The sequence below is a fragment of the Pseudomonas sp. IT-P2 genome, from assembly GCF_949767575.1.
Lineage (GTDB): Bacteria > Pseudomonadota > Gammaproteobacteria > Pseudomonadales > Pseudomonadaceae > Aquipseudomonas > Aquipseudomonas pharyngis.
Genome location: NZ_CATKQA010000044.1, coordinates 211,101 through 229,390, shown reverse-complemented (window position 1 = coordinate 229,390; position 18,290 = coordinate 211,101). Strand labels below are relative to the sequence as shown.

The 18,290-nt window shown below is 62.0% G+C and carries 19 protein-coding genes; 12 read left to right on the top strand and 7 right to left on the bottom strand.

From position 1 onward, the window contains the following. The first annotated feature begins 107 nt into the window (after window positions 1-107). Window positions 108-767 (top strand): glutathione S-transferase, encoded by a 660-nt coding sequence (locus ACM6JM_RS20420; protein WP_414882413.1) that lies wholly within the window; start codon window positions 108-110, stop codon window positions 765-767. 110 nt (window positions 768-877) lie between these two features. Here the strand turns inward: ACM6JM_RS20420 and argH are convergent, their stop codons facing one another. Beyond that, window positions 878-2,272 (bottom strand): argininosuccinate lyase, encoded by a 1,395-nt coding sequence (argH, locus tag ACM6JM_RS20415; RefSeq protein ID WP_011336517.1) that lies wholly within the window; start codon window positions 2,270-2,272, stop codon window positions 878-880. Between the two features lie 473 nt (window positions 2,273-2,745). On the opposite strand from argH, the gene ACM6JM_RS20410 reads away from it, so the two are divergent. From ACM6JM_RS20410 to ACM6JM_RS20380, 7 genes are all read left to right on the top strand, one after another. Then, entirely contained in the window at window positions 2,746-3,492 is a 747-nt protein-coding gene (locus ACM6JM_RS20410) for a LytR/AlgR family response regulator transcription factor (RefSeq protein ID WP_039765284.1), read from the top strand. Between the two features lie 138 nt (window positions 3,493-3,630). Continuing rightward, window positions 3,631-4,572 (top strand): hydroxymethylbilane synthase, encoded by a 942-nt coding sequence (hemC, locus tag ACM6JM_RS20405; protein ID WP_039765286.1) that lies wholly within the window; start codon window positions 3,631-3,633, stop codon window positions 4,570-4,572. Continuing rightward, on the top strand, window positions 4,569-5,336 hold the full coding sequence (locus tag ACM6JM_RS20400) for a uroporphyrinogen-III synthase (RefSeq protein WP_414882412.1): 768 nt from the start codon (window positions 4,569-4,571) through the stop codon (window positions 5,334-5,336). Before hemC ends, ACM6JM_RS20400 begins: the two co-directional genes overlap by 4 nt. 16 nt (window positions 5,337-5,352) lie before the next feature. Continuing rightward, a complete protein-coding gene (locus tag ACM6JM_RS20395; RefSeq protein WP_414882411.1) occupies window positions 5,353-6,495 on the top strand; it encodes a uroporphyrinogen-III C-methyltransferase in 1,143 nt (380 codons plus the stop codon). Beyond that, entirely contained in the window at window positions 6,492-7,730 is a 1,239-nt protein-coding gene (locus ACM6JM_RS20390) for a heme biosynthesis protein HemY (RefSeq protein ID WP_414882410.1), read from the top strand. The genes ACM6JM_RS20395 and ACM6JM_RS20390 overlap by 4 nt, the downstream gene beginning before the upstream one ends. A gap of 221 nt (window positions 7,731-7,951) precedes the next feature. Beyond that, window positions 7,952-8,503 carry a disulfide bond formation protein B gene (locus tag ACM6JM_RS20385; protein WP_039765294.1) on the top strand — a complete coding sequence of 184 codons (552 nt, stop codon included), beginning with the start codon at window positions 7,952-7,954 and terminating at the stop codon, window positions 8,501-8,503. Window positions 8,504-8,688: 185 nt separating this feature from the next. Beyond that, window positions 8,689-9,147, top strand: coding sequence for an Rsd/AlgQ family anti-sigma factor (locus ACM6JM_RS20380; RefSeq protein ID WP_007951863.1), 459 nt, complete (start codon window positions 8,689-8,691; stop codon window positions 9,145-9,147). A gap of 60 nt (window positions 9,148-9,207) precedes the next feature. Here ACM6JM_RS20380 and ACM6JM_RS20375 read toward each other — a convergent pair whose 3' ends face one another. Further along, the gene (locus ACM6JM_RS20375; RefSeq protein WP_085612051.1) at window positions 9,208-9,873 is read right to left on the bottom strand and encodes an FKBP-type peptidyl-prolyl cis-trans isomerase; all 666 of its coding nucleotides are present in this window, start codon (window positions 9,871-9,873) and stop codon (window positions 9,208-9,210) included. Window positions 9,874-10,065: 192 nt separating this feature from the next. Between ACM6JM_RS20375 and ACM6JM_RS20370 the strand changes: the two genes are divergently transcribed. Further along, window positions 10,066-11,247 carry an AlgP family protein gene (locus ACM6JM_RS20370; RefSeq protein ID WP_414882409.1) on the top strand — a complete coding sequence of 394 codons (1,182 nt, stop codon included), beginning with the start codon at window positions 10,066-10,068 and terminating at the stop codon, window positions 11,245-11,247. Here the strand turns inward: ACM6JM_RS20370 and ACM6JM_RS20365 are convergent. Then, a complete protein-coding gene (locus tag ACM6JM_RS20365) occupies window positions 11,244-11,705 on the bottom strand; it encodes a TIGR02444 family protein (protein ID WP_414882408.1) in 462 nt (153 codons plus the stop codon). The genes ACM6JM_RS20370 and ACM6JM_RS20365 overlap by 4 nt on opposite strands. Window positions 11,706-11,755: 50 nt before the next feature. On the opposite strand from ACM6JM_RS20365, the gene ACM6JM_RS20360 reads away from it, so the two are divergent. The 3 genes from ACM6JM_RS20360 to ACM6JM_RS20350 all read left to right on the top strand — a co-directional run bounded on the left by ACM6JM_RS20360 (window position 11,756) and on the right by ACM6JM_RS20350 (window position 14,994). Next, complete coding sequence (locus ACM6JM_RS20360; protein ID WP_414882407.1) at window positions 11,756-13,666, top strand: ATP-binding cassette domain-containing protein; 1,911 nt, start codon at window positions 11,756-11,758, stop codon at window positions 13,664-13,666. Continuing rightward, complete coding sequence (locus ACM6JM_RS20355) at window positions 13,666-14,247, top strand: mechanosensitive ion channel family protein (RefSeq protein WP_011336505.1); 582 nt, start codon at window positions 13,666-13,668, stop codon at window positions 14,245-14,247. The genes ACM6JM_RS20360 and ACM6JM_RS20355 overlap by 1 nt, the downstream gene beginning before the upstream one ends. 114 nt (window positions 14,248-14,361) lie before the next feature. Further along, entirely contained in the window at window positions 14,362-14,994 is a 633-nt protein-coding gene (locus ACM6JM_RS20350; protein ID WP_064600316.1) for a LysE family transporter, read from the top strand. 61 nt (window positions 14,995-15,055) lie between these two features. Here ACM6JM_RS20350 and ACM6JM_RS20345 read toward each other — a convergent pair whose 3' ends face one another. Genes ACM6JM_RS20345 through ACM6JM_RS20330 form a run of 4 tightly spaced genes read right to left on the bottom strand, consistent with a single transcriptional unit; the run spans window position 15,056 to window position 18,211 of the window. Then, window positions 15,056-15,799: a penicillin-binding protein activator LpoB gene (locus tag ACM6JM_RS20345; protein ID WP_210710247.1), complete on the bottom strand. Its 744-nt coding sequence runs from the start codon at window positions 15,797-15,799 to the stop codon at window positions 15,056-15,058. Between the two features lie 3 nt (window positions 15,800-15,802). Continuing rightward, on the bottom strand, window positions 15,803-16,390 hold the full coding sequence (gene lpoB / locus ACM6JM_RS20340) for a penicillin-binding protein activator LpoB (protein ID WP_007951848.1): 588 nt from the start codon (window positions 16,388-16,390) through the stop codon (window positions 15,803-15,805). Window positions 16,391-16,426: 36 nt separating this feature from the next. After that, complete coding sequence (locus tag ACM6JM_RS20335; RefSeq protein WP_011336502.1) at window positions 16,427-16,801, bottom strand: YcfL family protein; 375 nt, start codon at window positions 16,799-16,801, stop codon at window positions 16,427-16,429. Between the two features lie 15 nt (window positions 16,802-16,816). Then, window positions 16,817-18,211, bottom strand: coding sequence for a COG3014 family protein (locus ACM6JM_RS20330; protein WP_414882406.1), 1,395 nt, complete (start codon window positions 18,209-18,211; stop codon window positions 16,817-16,819). Between the last annotated feature and the right edge of the window lie 79 nt (window positions 18,212-18,290).

Genomic DNA, 18,290 nt, shown 5'->3' with positions numbered 1-18,290 from the left:
AGGAAAGGCGCCAGTTTACCCGCATTCAGCGTGATGCTGCTGGCGCGAATCCCTGGTGCGATCTATAAACAGGCACTGCCCACCCCGCACGGCCTGGAGGCTATGTGATGTTCAAGCTCTATGGATTCTCCGTCAGCAACTACTACAACATGGTCAAGCTGGCGCTGCTGGAAAAAGACCTGCCGTTCGAAGAGGTCACGTTCTACCCGACGCCAACGCCGGAGTCCCTGGCCATCAGCCCGCGCGGCAAGGTGCCGGTGCTGGGGACCGAAGGTGGCTACATCAATGAAACGATGGTGATGCTCGAATACCTTGAAAGCAGCCAGAAGGGTGTCCCGCTGTTGCCGACCGAGCCGTTTGCCCGCGCTCAGGTGCTGGCGGTGGCCAAGGAAATCGAGCTGTACATCGAGCTGCCGGCCCGTGCCTGCTATGGCGAGGCGTTTTTCGGTACGACGCTGCCGGAAGCGATCAAGGAGAAAACCAAGGCTGAATTGCTGCTGGGCTTTGCGGCACTGGGCCGTCACGGCAAGTTCGCCCCGTATGTGGCGGGCGACAGCCTGAGTATTGCGGATTTGTACTTCCTCTACAGCGTGCCGTTGGCAGTTGCGGTGGGGCACAAGCTGTTCGGTCTGGATTTGCTGGCGCAGATGCCGAAGGCCAAGGCGCTGCTGGAGCGGCTGGAGCAGAATCCGCACGTGCAGAAGATTGCAGCGGACAAGGAAGCGGCGATGCCGACGTTTTTGGCGATGATCGCTGCGAAGAAGTAGCAGTTTTAGCGTTTTTGAAAGAGCAATCGCCAGCAGGCTGGCTCCCACACTGAATTTGTATTCACAGATCCAGAATGTGGGAGCCAGCCTGCTGGCGATGCTTTTGGCTTTTAGCGGCTGGCGATCAACGCCTGACCGCGAACCACGGCAGCCTTGACCTGCGCCGGCGCAGTGCCGCCGATGTGGTCACGGGCATTTACCGAGCCTTCGAGGGTCAGCACGGCAAACACGTCCTGCTCGATCTGGTCGCTGAACTGGCGCAGTTCTTCCAGGCTCATTTCCGCCAGATCCTTGCCGGTGTCGACGCCATACTTCACGGCGTGGCCGACGATTTCGTGGCAGTCACGGAACGGCAGGCCACGGCGAACCAGGTAGTCGGCCAGATCGGTAGCGGTGGAGAAACCGCGCAGCGCCGCTTCGCGCATGATCGCGTGCTTTGGCTTGATCGCCGGGATCATGTCGGCAAAGGCACGCAGCGAGTCGCGCAAGGTGTCGGCGGCGTCGAACAGCGGTTCCTTGTCTTCCTGGTTGTCCTTGTTGTAGGCCAGCGGCTGGCCTTTCATCAGGGTCAGCAGGCCCATCAGGGCGCCGAACACCCGACCGGTCTTGCCGCGTACCAACTCCGGCACATCCGGGTTTTTCTTTTGCGGCATGATCGAGCTGCCGGTGCAGAAACGGTCCGGCAGATCAATGAACTGGAATTGCGCGCTGGTCCACAGCACCAGCTCTTCGGAGAAGCGCGACAGGTGCATCATCGCGATGCTCGCGGCCGAGCAGAATTCGATGGCGAAGTCACGGTCGGACACGTTGTCCAGCGAGTTGCCGCCGACGGCGTCGAAGCCCAGCAGTTGCGCGGTGTATTCGCGGTCGATCGGGTAAGTGGTGCCGGCCAGTGCGGCGCTGCCCAGCGGCATGCGGTTGGTGCGCTTGCGGCAGTCGACCAGACGCTCGTAGTCGCGGCTGAGCATTTCGAACCAGGCCAGCATGTGGTGCCCGAAGGTCACCGGCTGAGCGGTCTGCAGGTGGGTGAAGCCCGGCATGATGCTGGCGGCTTCACGCTCGGCCTGCTCCAGCAGGCCTTTTTGCAGGCGGGTGATTTCGCTCAGGATCAGGTCGATCTCGTCACGCAGCCACAGGCGTATGTCGGTGGCGACCTGGTCGTTACGGCTGCGGCCGGTGTGCAGCTTCTTGCCGGTGACGCCGATGCGGTCGGTCAGGCGTGCCTCGATGTTCATGTGCACGTCTTCGAGGTCGACGCGCCAGTCGAACTGGCCGGCCTCGATTTCGCCCTGGATGGTCTTCAGGCCATCGATGATGCTGTCGCGCTCGGCATCCGTCAGCACGCCGACCTTGGCCAGCATGGTGGCGTGGGCGATCGAGCCCATGATGTCGTGGCGATACAGGCGCTGGTCGAAAGTGACGGAGGCGGTGAAGCGGGCGACGAAGGCGTCGACGGGTTCACTGAAGCGGCCGCCCCAGGACTGATTGGTCTTGTCAGTGCTCATGAATTCGCTCGTATCGGCTTGAAGAAAGAAGGCGTGAAACGCTGGCGCGGATAATAACAGGGTTGCCAATCCTGTCGCTGACACTGGTCGATACGTTTTTTTCTCATTCGCTCCGCCATAGTTGTCGGCGTCCCCGGGGGATTTGCGCAAGGATATTTTCCGATTGAGCAATATCGGCCCGACGAGCGTCTACAGTAGGACATAGGGGTCGGGTGACCACGGATCGGGCAAAGATCCGGCCACCGACTATAAGAAGAGAGAGGGGTGGGTGTATTGGCCATTGGCATACCCTGCGTAAAACGCAGTCGGCGACGGGCGTCGGGCGGTACGTTGCGGGTGTCGGCAAATATTGCCGGCCGACGTACGGCACTTTTTGGCGCTCGCGCTAGTCTTAGCGTGGATCGCGGTGACGGACGTCACTCCACTTGTCTACGCTATCCTTGTGCGAGACTCACGCAGGAATCCAGCGCAATATGAATGTCCTGATCGTTGATGACGAACCACTGGCCCGCGAGCGACTCAGCCGAATGGTGAGCGAGCTCGAGGGCTACACAATCCTGGAGCCCAGCGCCACCAATGGCGAAGAGGCGTTGGCACTGATCGACAGCCACAAGCCGGATATCGTACTGCTCGATATCCGCATGCCGGGCCTCGATGGCCTGCAGGTGGCTGCCCGTCTGTGCGAACGCGAAACCCCGCCGGCCGTGGTGTTTTGCGCAGGTCCCGATGAATTTGCCGTGGAGGCCCTGCAGGCCAGCGCCGTGGGCTATGTGGTGAAACCCGTGCGAACCGAACATCTGCATGACGCCCTGAAACGGGCTGAACGTCCCAACCGGGCCCAACTCTCGGCCCTGACCCGTCCTGCCGCCGAAAGCGGTAACGGCCCGCGCAGCCACATCAGCGCCCGGACCCGCAAAGGCATCGAACTGATCCCGCTGGATCAGGTGGTGTACTTCATTGCCGACCACAAATACGTGACCTTGCGCCACGAAGCTGGCGAAGTCCTTCTGGATGAGCCGCTCAAGGCGCTGGAAGACGAATTTGGCGAGCGCTTCGTGCGGATCCACCGCAACGCACTGGTCGCCCGCGACCGCATCGAGCGACTGCAACGCACACCGCTGGGCCACTTCCAGTTGTTCCTCAAGGGCCTCAACGGTGACGCGCTGATTGTCAGCCGTCGACATGTGGCGGGCGTGCGCAAAATGATGCAGGGGCTTTAGTCCGCAGGCTTCGGGCGGTTCTTCGTTCATTTCACCAGGCATTGCAGGCCAGGGAGGCCACGCCGTATCTGATTCAGGTCAAAGTGGATTTGGCTGAGCTGTTATTATCCGCCGTATCTATTCAGTACGGATTGATCCATGTCCTCTCGCGAAATCCGCATCGCCACCCGCAAAAGTGCTCTGGCCCTCTGGCAGGCCGAATACGTCAAAGCCCGTCTTGAAGCATCCCACCCGGGCCTGCTGGTGACGCTGGTGCCCATGGTCAGTCGCGGCGACAAGCTGCTCGATTCGCCCCTGTCGAAAATCGGTGGCAAGGGCCTGTTCGTCAAGGAACTGGAAACCGCGCTGCTGGAAAACGAAGCCGACATCGCCGTGCATTCGATGAAAGACGTGCCGATGGATTTCCCCGAAGGCCTCGGTCTGTTCTGCATCTGCGAGCGCGAAGATCCCCGTGACGCGTTTGTCTCCAACACTTATTCCAGCCTCGATGCATTACCCGCCGGCAGCATCGTCGGCACTTCCAGCCTGCGGCGTCAGGCGCAGTTGCTGACACGCCGTCCGGATCTCGAGATCCGTTTCCTGCGTGGCAACGTCAACACCCGTCTGGCCAAGCTCGACGCCGGCGAGTATGACGCGATCATCCTCGCGGCAGCGGGCCTGATCCGCCTCGGTTTCGAAGATCGCATCACCTCGGCCATCAGCGTCGATGACAGCCTGCCGGCCGGTGGCCAGGGCGCCGTCGGTATCGAATGTCGCAGCGCCGACACCGAAATCCATGCCTTGCTCGCGCCCCTGCATCACGCCGACACCGCCGACCGTGTCACCGCCGAGCGTGCTCTCAACAAACATCTGAATGGCGGCTGCCAGGTGCCGATCGCTTGCTACGCCGTGCTCGAAGGCGATCAGTTGTGGCTGCGCGGTCTGGTGGGCGAACCGAGCGGCGGCAAGCTGCTCAGCGCACAGGCTCGTGCACCGCGCGCGGCAGCCGAGACGCTGGGCGTACAGGTTGCCGAAGACCTGCTCGGCCAAGGCGCCGACGATATTCTCAAGGCGGTCTACGGCGAGGCAGGTCACGAGTGACCGCCTGGCGCCTGCTGCTGACGCGCCCGGTGGAGGACTGTTCGGCGCTCGCCACCGTGCTGGCCGAACAAGGGATTTTCAGCAGCTGTCTGCCGCTTTTGGAAATCGCGCCACTGTCGGTCTCTGACACAATGCGCCGCACGATCACGCAACTGCCGCGTTACAGCGCGGTGATCGTGGTCAGCAAACCGGCGGCGCGGATCGCGGTGGATCTGCTCGACGCTCTGGGTCTGGCGACGCCGACGATGCCGTGGTTCAGCGTAGGCGCGGCGACCGCAGCCATCCTTCGGGATCGGGGGCTGGATGTGAGCTTCCCGGACGCGGGCGACGACAGCGAAGCCTTGCTGCAATTGCCGCGTCTGCTTGAGGCGGTGGCCGCGCCCGGTTCGCAGGTGTTGATCCTGCGCGGGGAGGGCGGACGCGAGCTGCTGGCCGAGCGCCTGCGCGCGCTTGGTGCTAGTGTCGAATACTTGGAGTTGTACCGTCGCGACCTGCCGGACTATCCGCCGCAGGAGCTTCCCCGCAGGATTGCAGCGGAACGCCTGAACGGGCTGGTGGTCAGCAGTGGACAGGGTTTCGAGCACCTGCGCCAACTGGCCGGCGACAGCTGGCCTGCACTTGCGCGGCTGCCGTTGTTTGTTCCAAGCCCAAGGGTTGCCGAGCAGGCCAGTGCCGCCGGGGCCCGAACAGTTGTGGATTGTCGCGGCGCCAGTGCCGCGGCCTTGCTGACGGCGTTACGGGAGCATCCCGTGCCCGTTCTCTAATGCAAAGGATGGATACGTGAGCGAAACAGCCTTGCCTAAAGATGACGTTCAACCTGTGATCGATGCACCGGTTGATGTACCGCCACCGGCCGCCGAACCGCGCCGAGGCAACGGATTGGCCATTCTCGCGCTGCTGCTCGGCGCCGCCGGTGTTGCAGTGGGTGGCTGGGGTGTCTGGCAGGTGCGACACCTGCAGGCCAGCACTCAGAATCAGTTGAGTCAGGTTCAGGCGTTGAACGATCAGGCCCAGACCCTGAAGCTCAATGAGCAACGACTGACCGAGCGCCTCGGGCAATTGCCCGGCGCCGATGAACTTGCCGAACGCCAGCGTCTGGTGACCCAGCTTCAGGGCGATCAGCAACGCCTCAACCAGCGTCTGGAAACAGTCCTCGGCGCCAGCCGCAAGGACTGGCGCCTGGCCGAGGCCGAGCACTTGCTGCGGCTGGCCAGCTTGCGTCTTTCCGCCCTCCAGGACATCAGCAGCGCCCAGGCGCTGGTGCAGGGTGCCGACGAAATCCTGCGCGAACAGAATGATCCCGGCTCGTTCGCCGCCCGTGAGCAAGTGGCGAAAACCCTGGTGGCGCTGCGCAGCACCGAGCAGCCGGATCGTACCGGGTTGTTCCTGCGCCTGGGCGCTTTGCGTGATCAGGTCGTCGGCCTCACCGAGCTGGCGCCGGAATACAAGGATCGCGGTGATTCGCTGCTGGGCCTGACCTCCGATGGCGACGGCGCCAGTCGCTGGGCGCAGTGGTGGGATCAGATCTCGCGCTACATCCGCATCGATTTCAACGCTGACAAAAACGTCCGGCCGCTGCTCGCCGGTCAGAGCCTGAGCCAGGTGCGTCTGGCCCTGAGCCTTGCGCTCGAACAGGCGCAATGGGCCGCGCTCAACGGTCAGGCACCGGTGTACACCCAGGCCCTGGCCGAAGCGCGTGACGTGCTCACGGGCAACTTCAACCCGGACAACCCGCAGAGCAAAATCATGCTCGAGCAGGTCGCGGAATTGAGCAAGCAACCGGTTACCGTCAACACGCCGGATCTCGCTGGAACCTTAAGTGCGGTGCAGGCCTATCTGGAGCGCCGCAACGTCAACGCCGAAGACTCGGTGAAACCCTTCGCCAAACCGGCCGCCAGTACTGCGCAGGAGGCGACACCATGAAGCGCCTGTATGTGATCGTGTTTCTTGTGATCGCGGCAACGGCGGCGCTGGGCCTGGCGATTGCCGAGCATTCCGGTTACGTGCTGGTCGCCTACAAAAGCTTTCGTTATGAATCGAGCCTGTGGGCGACCCTGGCGGTGGTGGCGGTGCTGTGGCTGCTGGTCTGGGGCATCAAGGCGCTGGTCGAGCTGGTGCTGACCTCTGGCGGTGTGGTCAATCCATGGTCGCGTCGTAACCGCAGCCGCCGCGTGCAGGTAGCAATCGAGCATGGTCAGCTCGACCTGGCCGAAGGTCGCTGGGCCAGCGCCCAGCGTCACCTGTACCGGGCCGCTGAAGCCGAGCGTCAACCGTTGCTGTATTACCTGGGGGCTGCTCGAGCCGCCAACGAACAAGGCAACTACGAGGAAAGCGATCGCCTGCTGGAACGCGCCCTCGAGCGTCAGCCGCAGGCCGAGCTGGCGATCGCCCTCAGCCATGCGCAGTTGCAGACCGATCGTGGCGATACCGATGGGGCGCTGGTCACCTTGCAGGCGATGCACGAACGCCATCCGCACAATGTCCAGACCTTGCGCCAGTTGCAGCGCCTGCATCAGCAGCGCGGTGACTGGTCGTCCGTGATTCGGTTGTTGCCGGAGCTGCGCAAGGACAAAGTCCTGCCACCGTCCGAACTGACCGAACTCGAACGTCGCGCCTGGGGGGAAAACCTGTCCCTCGCGGCCCAGCGTGAAGAGGACGGCGCAGTCGGTTTACAGTCGCTCAACCGCGCATGGCAGCAACTGACTTCTGCCCAGCGCCAGGAGCCGGCGTTGGTGCTGGCCTACGCCGAGCAGCTGCGTCAGCTGGGCGCCCAGGTCGAAGCGGAAGAAGTGCTGCGCACGGCGCTCAAGCGCAAGTACGACAGTCATCTGGCCCGCCTTTACGGTCTGGTGCGCGGCAGCGATCCAGCGCGTCAGTTGCAGACGGCCGAGGGCTGGCTCAAGGATCATCCGGGCGATGCCAGCCTGCTGCTGACGCTGGGACGCCTGTGCCTGCAAGCCAGTCTGTGGGGCAAGGCGCGGGACTACCTGGAAAGCAGTCTGCGAGTGCAGCGCAATCCGGAAGCGTGCGCCGAGTTGGCGCGGCTGCTGGCCCGGCTCGGTGACACCGAGCGCAGCAATCTGCTGTTCCAGGAAGGGCTGGGTATGCTGGATGAGCGCCTGCTGGCTGCACCATTGCCGGTAGCCGTTCGAGCATGATCAGAAAGGGGGAGCGTTGCTCCTCCATTTCTTTCCCGGCGACTGAATTGTTACCGGTAAATCCCCTCCCGAGCAAAATCCTACAGTGGGCTACACCGAATCCTTCGGTGCCTGTCGGGATTTCCCTACACTTCTGATGAAGTGTCGCCAGTGACCTGCCTTGAAAGCCCGAGGCGCTTTCCTCTACCGTAACTGCCTGTCTTTATTGTTACGGATAAGCCATGTCGTTGGCCTGCTCACGCTCCCTGTTTTTTATGGCTTTCACTGCGGGGATTCTGGCCCTGGGAGCTTCTTATTACCTCGAATACGCGGTCGGTCTGGTGCCCTGCAGCCTATGTCTGGTCCAGCGTCTGTTCATGTGTGTGCTCACCATGTTTTGTGGTGTGGCGGCGGTCCATGGGCCGCAGCGTGTCGGTCTGTCGCTGTACTGGATGATGGCGTTGCTGACCAGTCTTGGCGGGATGACGGCGGCCTGGCGACAAGTGCTGTTGCAAAGTGATTCCCTGCAAAGGCTGGCGCATTGCGGGCCAGGGCCGGAGGAAATGTTCAGCAGCCTGCCGTGGTTATGCGCACTGATGCGTATGTTCAACGACACTGCCGATTGCACGGAGTTGTCCTGGACACTGTTCGATTTGAGCATTCCGGAGTGGAGCCTGCTGTTCTTCGTGGGGATGTCGATCCTTGCCGCTTACCAGTTGCTGCGACAGGTCTGGATGGCTTTACAGCGACCACTTAGCGGCCAACCGTCGCACCCGGCGCTGGTCAGGGATTAAACACTTGTATGAACTTTCTCTCCTGCGTACCTTGAAGCCATAGGCGTGCGGGCATAATCTGGCCCGCACGTGTCATTGGAATTGTGTTGCTCGATGACGCTCTGCCTGGCCGCCTCTCAAAGCAATATTCACAAGAAGAGGCGCGGGTGTAGGGCAGCATGACCCACAAGGGAAGAGAGATCACCATGCTCGAAAGTTGTCAGAATGCTCAGGAACGTTGGGGTGGAGTTCATCTGCTGATCGACCGCTGGCTGCAGGAGCGTGAGGAATTGATCGCTGCCTATGACAAGCTGGGCGCCAAACCTCAGGCGCTGTCCGAGGATCGAAAGCCTTTGCAGGAATTCTGCGGTGTGCTGGTCGATTACGTCTCGGCCGGGCACTTCGAGATCTACGAACAGCTGACGGGCGAGGCCAAGGCCTTCAACGACAAACGCGGCCTGGAACTGGCCGAGACGATCTATCCGCGGATCGATGTCATCACCGAAAAACTGCTCGCGTTCAACGACCTTTGCGATGAAGGCAAATGCGTTGCGGAGAAATTCAAGGAGCTGGGCGGCCTGCTTCACGAGCGCTTCGAACTGGAAGACTGCCTGATCGAAGTGCTGCATACCGCACACAAGGAAGAGGATTCGGTTCAGGCCTGAACCGAACCTCGCAAGACACAGAAACGGTGCGCCCCAAACGCACCGTTTTTTATTGGGCGATCAACTGGTCGCGCCGCGCAATTCCACTTCGAACACCAGCGGTGTGAACGGCGCGATCAAGTCGCCTGCACCGTCGGCGCCATAAGCCTGATCCGATGGAATCACCAGACGCCACTTCGCGCCGACCGGCATGTTCTGCAGCGCGGTGCGCCAGCCGGCGATCACGCTGTCGAGATTGAACCACTGCGGCTGGCTGTTCTGATCGAACACGGTGCCGTCCGGCAGTCGGCCGATGTACAGCACCTGCACTTTTCCATCCGGGCCGGCCTTCGTGCCATTCCCCGGCGCAAGCTCGGTCAGCAGGATGCCGTCGGCCAGCTCCTTCACACCCGGTTTGGCTTTTTCGGCGGTGAGAAAACGTCGCTCGTTTTCCATCGCGGCTTCAGTCGAAGGCATCGCCGCCTGCTCGGCTGCCTGCGATTCGTGATCGGCGAGGATCTGCTCGATGCGTGCCTCGCTCAGTGCCAACGGCTTGCCTTGATAGGCCTGCTGCAGACCTTCGATCAACGCCTGGATCTGGAGCTGCGGTACTTCCTGACGCAGTCGTTCGCCGAGGCTGGCGCCGAGGCTGTAAGCCAGATCGTGGGCGTCATTCGCCGTCGTTTTTTCGTCGGCCTGAGCCACGGAAAAAATCATGCAGAGGGATAAAAAAAAGTAGCGCGACATGGGCACTCTCCATCCTGAATTGCGGTGGATTATGCCAGCGCGAACGTCTGCAACGGTGAACTGCTTTTGCCAATGCGCAGAAGTTTTTTGCAAGCCTGCAACCGAGTGCTTTCGATACTGTCAACATGCCCTAGCGGCGGTAGCAGCAGAGGTCTAGTATGAGCCGCACTCACGTCAGCCAGGAGGTAAACCATGTCGGCCACCAAGAAGCCTGTAAACACTCCGTTGCATTTACTCCAACAACTCTCGGGCAGCTTGCTCGAGCATCTGGAAAACGCTTGCTCCCAAGCCTTGGCTGATGCTGAAAAACTGCTCGCCAAACTGGAAAAGCAACGCGGCAAGGCGCAAGAAAAGCTGCACAAATCCCGCACCAAACTGCAGGACGCAGCAGCAGCCGGTAAAGCCAAGGCGCAGACCAAGGCCAAGGCTGCCGTGAAGGAACTCGAAGACCTGCTCGATGCGCTGAAGGAACGTCAGTCCGACACCCGCAGCTACATTCTGCAACTCAAGCGCGATGCCCAGGAAAGCCTGAAACTGGCCCAGGGTGTCGGTCGTGTTCAAGAAGCCGTCGGCAAGGCGCTGTCCCTGCGTTCGGCCAAACCTGCAGCGGCACCTGCGAAAAAAGCAGCCGCCAAGCCTGCTGCAAAAGCACCGGCCAAAGCGCCTGCGAAAGCCCCGGCAAAAGCGCCAGTGAAAGCCGCTGCAAAACCAGCCGCGAAGAAACCCGCAGCCGCCAGCGCTGCCAAACCTGCGGCCAAAACCACAGCGGCCAAACCGGCTGCCGCCAAGTCAGCTGCTGCAAAACCAGCCGCCAAACCTGCGGCGAGAACCGCTGCTGCGAAAGCGGCTCCAGCGAGAACTGCCGCTGCGAAACCTGCTGCCAAAGCAGCCGCCAAGCCGGCAGCAAAACCAGCCGTTAAAGCCGCCGCTAAACCAGCCGCCAAAACAGCTGCTGCCAAGCCTGCGGCGAAAACCGCTGCCAAACCTGCTGCCAAAGCGGCGGCGAAACCAGCGGCCAAGCCTGTGGCAAAAGCTGCGGCCAAACCCGCTGCAAAACCAGCGGCCAAACCGGCTGCTGCAGCGAAGCCTGCAACCACCGCAGCCAAGCCAGCGACCGCTGCTAAACCGGCCGCCAAGCCAGCCGCGAAACCCGCTGCAAAACCAGCAGTGAAAAAACCTGCCGCTGCCAAGCCGGCTGCCGCGAAACCCGCTGCAGCAAAACCGACCGCTGCTCCTGCTGCCAAACCTGCCGCACCGGCAACTCCGGCTGCGACCGCTGCACCTGCACCCGCCGCCACTACCTCGACCACCGCAACCACGCCATCGTCGGCGCCGGTGTCGAGCGTCGCCAGCAACCCGTCCAGCGCTTCCTAAGCGCCGGTCGCCGCGACGCGCAGCACTTGCAGCGCGTCGCGGTTCAGGTTGGCCGCAGGGCCGGCCAGCACTTGCAGCCAGTCACTCGATTCCTTCGAATTCCGCTTCCAGCCTTGTGCGGCGCCTTCAAGTCGTGACAGCAGCGCACGCTCCGCCTCCAGCTCCAATCCCTTGATCTGCTCACGCATCCCCTTGAGCACCGGATCGGTGTCGGCCAGGGTTTTCCACTGCATGCGCAATGCGCGTAACGGCTGGACCACTTCCCGATCCCAAGGCTCTGTCAATTCCAGAAGCTGCCGGGCTCGCACCTCGTTGCAGGTGGCATCGCGTTGTTCCAGCCATAAACCGCACAGCATCAGGCACACGTTGGCCCCCGCCGATTGCAGGCGCAGGCAGGCATCCTCCACGCCGGGACGGGCGTAGACGGCAAGGGCAAAGCTCCACAGGTCAGAGGACATCGTGCTACTCGCGCCAGTTGCGGGGGAAGCTGGTAGACTCCGCCGCCATTATGATCCGACTTCAGAACCTGACTTTACAGCGTGGCCCGCAACGTCTGCTAGAAGACGCCGAGCTGACCCTGCACGCCGGCCACAAAGCCGGCCTCATCGGTGCCAACGGCGCCGGCAAATCCAGCCTGTTCGCCTTGCTCCGCGGTGAGTTGCACCCGGACTCGGGCGACTGCCTGCTGCCGTCCGACTGGCGTATCGCCCACATGCGCCAGGAGGTCGACACGCTCGAGCGTCTGGCGGTCGACTATGTACTCGACGGTGACCTGCGCCTGCGCGAAGTGCAGCGTGAGCTCGCAGCGGCCGAAGAGGCCCACGACGGCACTGCGCTGGCCCGCCTGCACGCCGAGCTCGACAGCGCCGACGGCTACACCGCCGATGCGCGGGCGCGCAAGTTGCTCGCCGGTCTTGGTTTCACCAACGAGCAGATGGATCGCCAGGTAGGAGATTTCTCCGGTGGCTGGCGGATGCGTCTGAACCTTGCGCAGGCTTTGATGTACCCATCGGACCTGTTGCTGCTCGACGAGCCGACCAACCACTTGGACCTCGACGCCATCATCTGGCTCGAAGAGTGGCTGAAAAGTTACCCCGGCACCTTGCTGCTGATCTCCCACGACCGCGATTTCCTCGATGAAGTCGTCGATCACGTGGCCCACGTCGATCAGCGCAAGCTGACGCTCTACCGTGGCGGCTACACCGCGTTCGAACGCGCCCGTGCCGAGCGTCTGGCCCAGCAGCAACAGGCCTACGAGAAGCAGCAGGCGCAGCGTGCGCACATGGAAAGCTACATCGCCCGGTTCAAGGCCCAAGCCACCAAGGCCCGTCAGGCCCAGAGCCGGATCAAGGCGCTGGAGCGCATGGAAGAGCTGTCGGCGGCCCACGTCGATTCGCCGTTCGATTTCGTGTTCCGCGAGTCGACCAAGATCTCCAGCCCGCTGATCGATCTGTCCGATGCGCGTCTGGGTTATGGCGAGAAAACCGTGCTGGAGAAGGTCAAGCTGCAACTGACCCCCGGCGCGCGGATCGGCTTGCTCGGCCCCAACGGCGCGGGCAAGTCGACCCTGATCAAGAACCTTGCCGGCGAACTCGAACCACTGGCCGGGCGCCTGACTCGCGGTGAGAACACTGTGGTTGGTTACTTCGCCCAGCATCAGCTCGACTCGCTGGATTCCAAGGCCAGCCCGTTGCTGCACTTGCAGCGTCTGGCGCCAACCGAACGCGAGCAGACCCTGCGCGATTTCCTTGGTGGTTTCGACTTCCGTGGCGCACGCATCGATGAGCCGGTGCTGAATTTCTCCGGTGGCGAAAAGGCCCGTCTGGCCCTGGCGTTGATCGCCTGGGAACGGCCGAACCTGTTGCTGCTCGACGAACCGACCAACCACCTCGATCTGGAAATGCGCCTGGCGCTGACCATGGCGTTGCAGGAATTCAGCGGCGCGGTGCTGGTGGTTTCCCACGATCGGCATTTGCTCAAGAGCACCACCGACAACTTCTTCCTGGTCGCGGACGGCAAGGTCGAGGAGTTCGATGGCGACCTCGAGGACTACGCCCGTTGGCTGGTGGAATACCGTCAGCGCAACGCCCCGGTCAGCAACACACCGGTCAACCCGGACAAGACCGACAAGAAGGCCCAGCGTCAGGCCGCTGCTGCGCTGCGTCAGCAACTTGCGCCGCACAAGCGCGAAGCCGACAAGCTCGAAGCCGAGCTCGGCAAGCTGCACGAGAAACTGGCCAAGGTTGATGCCAGCCTCGGCGACAGCGACCTCTACGAGCCGGCGCGCAAGAACGAATTGCGTGACCTGCTGGCCGAACAGGCCAAGCTGAAAGTCCGCGAAGGCGAACTTGAAGAAGCGTGGATGCAAGCCCTGGAAACTCTGGAAAGCATGCAGGCGGAGCTGGAGGCGTTGTCCTGATGGAAGCCTTCAAACTTCCATTGCCGGCGATGTGGGTCGAGCCGATCTGGCTCGGCGTGCAGATTCTGCTGATCCTGCTGGCCGGCTACTTCGCCCAGCGCGTCGTCGCCCGATTCCTGACTCGCCTGGGCGAGAAGTATCCGTTCCCGCCGCAGTTGCTGATGCCGCTGCGCGGCGGTCTGCGCTGGCTGATCATGGGCAGTGCGCTGATCTTTGTGCTGGAGCGTCTCGGGGTGTCGGCCACGGTGCTGTGGACGGCGCTGTCGGGCTTCGTCGCGGTGGCGGCGGTGGCGTTCTTCGCCATGTGGAGCGTGTTGTCGAACCTGCTCTGCGCGATTCTGATCTTCACCGTGGGCCCGTTCCGTTTGGGCGACGTGGTCGAGTTGGTGGACACCACTGACAAGCCCGGCGTCAAAGGCCGGGTGGTGGCGATCAATCTGCTCTACACCACGCTGATCGAAGCCGAAGAGCTCGGCACCGGCAGCGCCATGGTGCAGGTGCCCAACAGCCTGTTCTTCCAGCGTTCGGTGCGCCGCTGGCGCGGCACTGATGTGTTCCCTTCCAGCGGTTTCGAAAAGTGATCGGACGCCGGCCACATTGGTCGGCGCCCGCAACATCCTGCAAAAAATCGGTAGTCATCCAGCCAATTCCGCATTAGCTTTGAGGATTGTCACGAGTCCGAGTCGAGGTGTGCGATGGAGCTTCAAACATGGCTGGCGTTTTTTGCCGCCTGCTGGGTGATCAGTCTTTCTCCGGGTGCCGGCGCCATTGCGTCGATGTCCAGCGGTCTGCAATACGGTTTCTGGCGCGGCTACTGGAACGCCCTGGGCCTGCAGATCGGCCTGGCTGTGCAGATTGCCATCGTCGGCGCCGGTGTCGGCGCGATCCTCACCGCTTCGGCCACTGCGTTTCACGCGATCAAATGGTTCGGTGTCGCGTATCTGGTTTATCTCGCGATCAAGCAGTGGCGCGCACTGCCGATGGACATGAGTGACGACGCGGCGGTCCGGCCGATCGGCAAGCCGCTGGCGCTGGTGTTCCGTGGTTTTCTGGTGAACATCAGCAACCCCAAGGCCCTGGTGTTCATGCTCGCGGTGCTGCCGCAGTTCATCAATCCGCATGCGCCGCTGCTGATCCAGTACGTGGTGATCGGCGTGACCATGATCGCGGTCGACCTGATCGTCATGGCCGGCTACACCGGTCTGGCGTCGAAGGTCTTGCGCCTGTTGCGTACACCGACCCAGCAGCGACGCATGAACCGCACGTTTGCCGGGCTGTTCATTGGCGCTGCGGCGTTCATGGCGACGTTGCGCAAAGCGGCCGCATAAAGCGTGCAGCCACAAAAAAAGGCGACCTGAGAAGGTCGCCTTTTTCGTTTCCGGCAGTCGGTCAGTGAAGAATCACTGGCGCCGTATCGCGCGGCAGATTGTTGCGCGGCTGCGGTTCGCGCGGCTGCTCGTAGCCGCCACCGCCGAGTTGCATGCTCAGCTGCCCGGCCACGTCTTCGCCCAGCGCCTTCGACACGTCACGCACCACCCGCGGGCGGTTGAGCGAGATCTTGATGTCGCGGTGGTTCACCAGTTTGGTGTCCTGTGCCTCACCCATCGCCGTGAAGGCTGAGGTGATTTCGTAGGTCTTGGTGTTGATCAGGCTGAAATCGGCCACCAGCGTCAGACCCAGCACGGCGGAATAGCTGTCGGTGTTCGCCAGCTCGTTTACGTCCTGAGTGAAGTCGATGTCCGACACGGTGCCGAACAGCACGTAGTCGGCACCCTTGAAGTTGCCGGCCTTGATCCGCTTGATCACGTCGTAGACGTCACCCTTGGACGACGCCGTGTACGGCGTGCCTTGCACCAGCTGGAACATGCCGGTACGCAGGATTTCACCCTTGATGTCGCCGGTGAACTTGCGCAGCTCGGTCTGTTCGATGTAGCTGGTGGTGGCTTCGAGTTCGTTGTAGCTCGAAGAACCGCTGGAACTGTAGTAGCCCTCGCGGTAATTGTTCTGGGCCGAAACGATGTGGATGTATTGCTCCACACGCTCCTGATACGCCAGATCCGTCACCGCGACTTTCGGGGCCGCCTGCACGCTGAACGCGCAAGCCAGGGCCATCATGCCAATCCATGTGCGCATCGATTAACGCTCCGTGGTTTTGCGGATCTCTTTTTCGTCCATCCACTCGGCCAGACCGCTTTCAACGTCGATCAGTTGCAGGCTGAATTTGTAGAAGACGTCCTTGTAGTCGCTGCTGCGCTTGACGATCGAGCTGATCGAACCTTCAAGACGGTATTTGGCGGCGATCATGTTGCCGGTCTTGGCCACGGTGCTTTTCTTGTACAGGCCGCTCTGGTTTTGCAGCTTGAGCTGGTCGACCTGGCTCTGCATCGCGGTGTTGTCGCTGGCGAAACGGGCGGTGCCGGACTTCATCAGCTGGGTCTTGATGCTGGTGGTGATTTCGCGGGTGTCGATGTATTCGCTGGTCTTGTTCTTCACGTCGTAGACCTGCACCACAGGGCGACCCTGCAGAATGCCGGACTGGGCCAGGGAACGGGTCATCGACTCGGCGATCATCTGCAGGTCGGTCGAACCGAACTCGTTGGTCACGGTTTCAACGGCCTTGGTGTCGCCGTAGCTGATGTTCTTGCTGCCCAGGGTCGGTGAAGTGTTGGCGCAACCGCTGGCCAGCAGGGCGAGGACGGCGATGAAGGAAAAGCGTGCAAACATGGGAATGCTCTCTGAATCGGGAATAGGGTGTCGGGCTTAAGGCGTCTTGAGTTCCAGACGGAAGTCCACGGCTTTTGGCGTCGGGGCGATGCCCTGGATGAAGCTGGTCTGAGCGCCGTACATCATCTGGCTCTTCCAGACTTCTTCTTCGGCGATCGGGAAACCTTCAGGCCCGAGCCAGGCGAAGCGGTAGTAGAACGTCTTGTTGCTGTTGAGGGTGTTGCTCAACTGCACGTTGACGGTCATGAAGCCGTTTTCGCGGGCCACGCGCATCGCGCCGACCACGATGTGTTTCTGCGGGCCCATGGCCACGACCTTGCTCGCGGCACTGCCCGGCTCCGGTGGTGGCGGGGTAGCGCAGCCGCTCGCCAGCAGGGCGAGGGCAGCGACGGCGATGAGTTTGAAGCGCATGCAAAGACTCCGTTCTTAAGGTTGTTTGAGGCTGGCCACGGCGGTGGCGCCAGCGCTCGGGGTGACGTGGGCGGCGAGGCCGGCAGCGAACACCTGATTGCCGACGGCGCGCAGGGTGATCACCTGATAACGCTGATCGACGGTGACCTTGACCTGAGAGCCACCGACGGCGCTCGGCAGAGTGACCAGGTGCTCACCTTTCTTCAAGCGCAGACGTACAACCTGAGTCATGTCCGGCAGGGTACGCCACGTACGGGTATCGGCACCTTCGAGCACAGCTGAAGAAATACCCACTGCCAGGCCCGCCAGCGGGTTGGTTTCGTTGATCTTCTTCTGCGCCACACCTTTGGTGATCGCGCGCACGGTGGTGCGCAGGATGATCCCCGGCATGTCATCGCGCAGGGCGCGGCGGGACATCGCGGTGGTGCTGTTCAGCGCGGTCAGGTCGACCTGTTGGCCATCGACACCGATCTGCGCGAACGTCGCGGTGGAGGTGTCGGGCTTGATGATCGGGAACGACAGCGGAGTGATGACTACATTGTTGGAGATCGGCAGCGGCAACGGCACGCGGATCGAATCGCGGGCCGGCGCCAGACCGCTTTGCACCACGATCAGGATGTCGCTGTCTTCGCTTTTGACCGGTTTGTCGAGGTTGACCAACGCCTGCTCCAGCAGCGGCGTGTTCGGGCGCAGTTCGGCAGCCTTGCGATAGCCCGGCGCAGCGAGGTCTTTTTCGCCCAGAGCTTCATAAACGAAACCGGCCAGGTAATGGCTGAACGCACTCTGGTAGCTGTTTTTCAGGCCGACCACTTCCGGCGCGTCAAGGCTGGCGACCGGGTAGCCCTGCAAGTCCTTGTACTCGGTCTTGATGCCTTCTTTCTCGGCTTCCTCTTCGCTCTTGAGGTATTCCTTGTCGCGCAGGTCGGCGATCACCGCTTCACGTTCGTGCGTCTTCTTGATCGCGGTGCGGGCGCCGTCGAAGTCGTTGACCGCCAGCAGGTTCAGGGCCATCTGCGTAGTCAGCATGACTTTTTCGTAGTCGTAGCCTTCGTAGCGGCGCACCTTGTCGTTGACCAGGAAACTGCCGAACTGGGCCAGGTACTTGTCGGTGTCGAGCTTGACCGAATCTTCCCACTTGCCCACCACCTGGTCGGCGCTGGTCCAGGCATTCTGGCTGCCGGACAGATCGCCCTTGGCGCGCAGCAGTTCACCCTTCTCGAAGTAATAGAGCAGGTCTTTGTCCGGGCCGGTGTTGTTTTTTTCCAGCAGGGTCAGGGCGGCCTCGACGTTGCCGGTGGCCAGTTGCTGGTTGGTCTGGGCCAGTTCGGAATCGTAGTTGCGAAACGCCGAACAGCCGGACAGCAGGGTGACAGCGCTGAGCGCGATCAGAGTGGGAGCGCGGAATGCCATGGGGTTACTTCTTCCATGAGTAGCGACAGCCTCGGGTGCGGGTCGGGCTGCTGGGACCGATCGACAGTGGCACTGGCCT

Coding starts and splice junctions, on each gene's coding strand:
- ACM6JM_RS20420 (WP_414882413.1), top strand. CDS start 108: ATGTTCAAGCTCTATGGATTCTCCGTCAGCAACTACTACAACATGGTC.
- argH (WP_011336517.1), bottom strand. CDS start 2,272: ATGAGCACTGACAAGACCAATCAGTCCTGGGGCGGCCGCTTCAGTGAA.
- ACM6JM_RS20410 (WP_039765284.1), top strand. CDS start 2,746: ATGAATGTCCTGATCGTTGATGACGAACCACTGGCCCGCGAGCGACTC.
- hemC (WP_039765286.1), top strand. CDS start 3,631: ATGTCCTCTCGCGAAATCCGCATCGCCACCCGCAAAAGTGCTCTGGCC.
- ACM6JM_RS20390 (WP_414882410.1), top strand. CDS start 6,492: ATGAAGCGCCTGTATGTGATCGTGTTTCTTGTGATCGCGGCAACGGCG.
- ACM6JM_RS20385 (WP_039765294.1), top strand. CDS start 7,952: ATGTCGTTGGCCTGCTCACGCTCCCTGTTTTTTATGGCTTTCACTGCG.
- ACM6JM_RS20380 (WP_007951863.1), top strand. CDS start 8,689: ATGCTCGAAAGTTGTCAGAATGCTCAGGAACGTTGGGGTGGAGTTCAT.
- ACM6JM_RS20375 (WP_085612051.1), bottom strand. CDS start 9,873: ATGTCGCGCTACTTTTTTTTATCCCTCTGCATGATTTTTTCCGTGGCT.
- ACM6JM_RS20370 (WP_414882409.1), top strand. CDS start 10,066: ATGTCGGCCACCAAGAAGCCTGTAAACACTCCGTTGCATTTACTCCAA.
- ACM6JM_RS20365 (WP_414882408.1), bottom strand. CDS start 11,705: ATGTCCTCTGACCTGTGGAGCTTTGCCCTTGCCGTCTACGCCCGTCCC.
- ACM6JM_RS20360 (WP_414882407.1), top strand. CDS start 11,756: ATGATCCGACTTCAGAACCTGACTTTACAGCGTGGCCCGCAACGTCTG.
- ACM6JM_RS20355 (WP_011336505.1), top strand. CDS start 13,666: ATGGAAGCCTTCAAACTTCCATTGCCGGCGATGTGGGTCGAGCCGATC.
- ACM6JM_RS20350 (WP_064600316.1), top strand. CDS start 14,362: ATGGAGCTTCAAACATGGCTGGCGTTTTTTGCCGCCTGCTGGGTGATC.
- ACM6JM_RS20345 (WP_210710247.1), bottom strand. CDS start 15,799: ATGCGCACATGGATTGGCATGATGGCCCTGGCTTGCGCGTTCAGCGTG.
- lpoB (WP_007951848.1), bottom strand. CDS start 16,390: ATGTTTGCACGCTTTTCCTTCATCGCCGTCCTCGCCCTGCTGGCCAGC.
- ACM6JM_RS20335 (WP_011336502.1), bottom strand. CDS start 16,801: ATGCGCTTCAAACTCATCGCCGTCGCTGCCCTCGCCCTGCTGGCGAGC.
- ACM6JM_RS20330 (WP_414882406.1), bottom strand. CDS start 18,211: ATGGCATTCCGCGCTCCCACTCTGATCGCGCTCAGCGCTGTCACCCTG.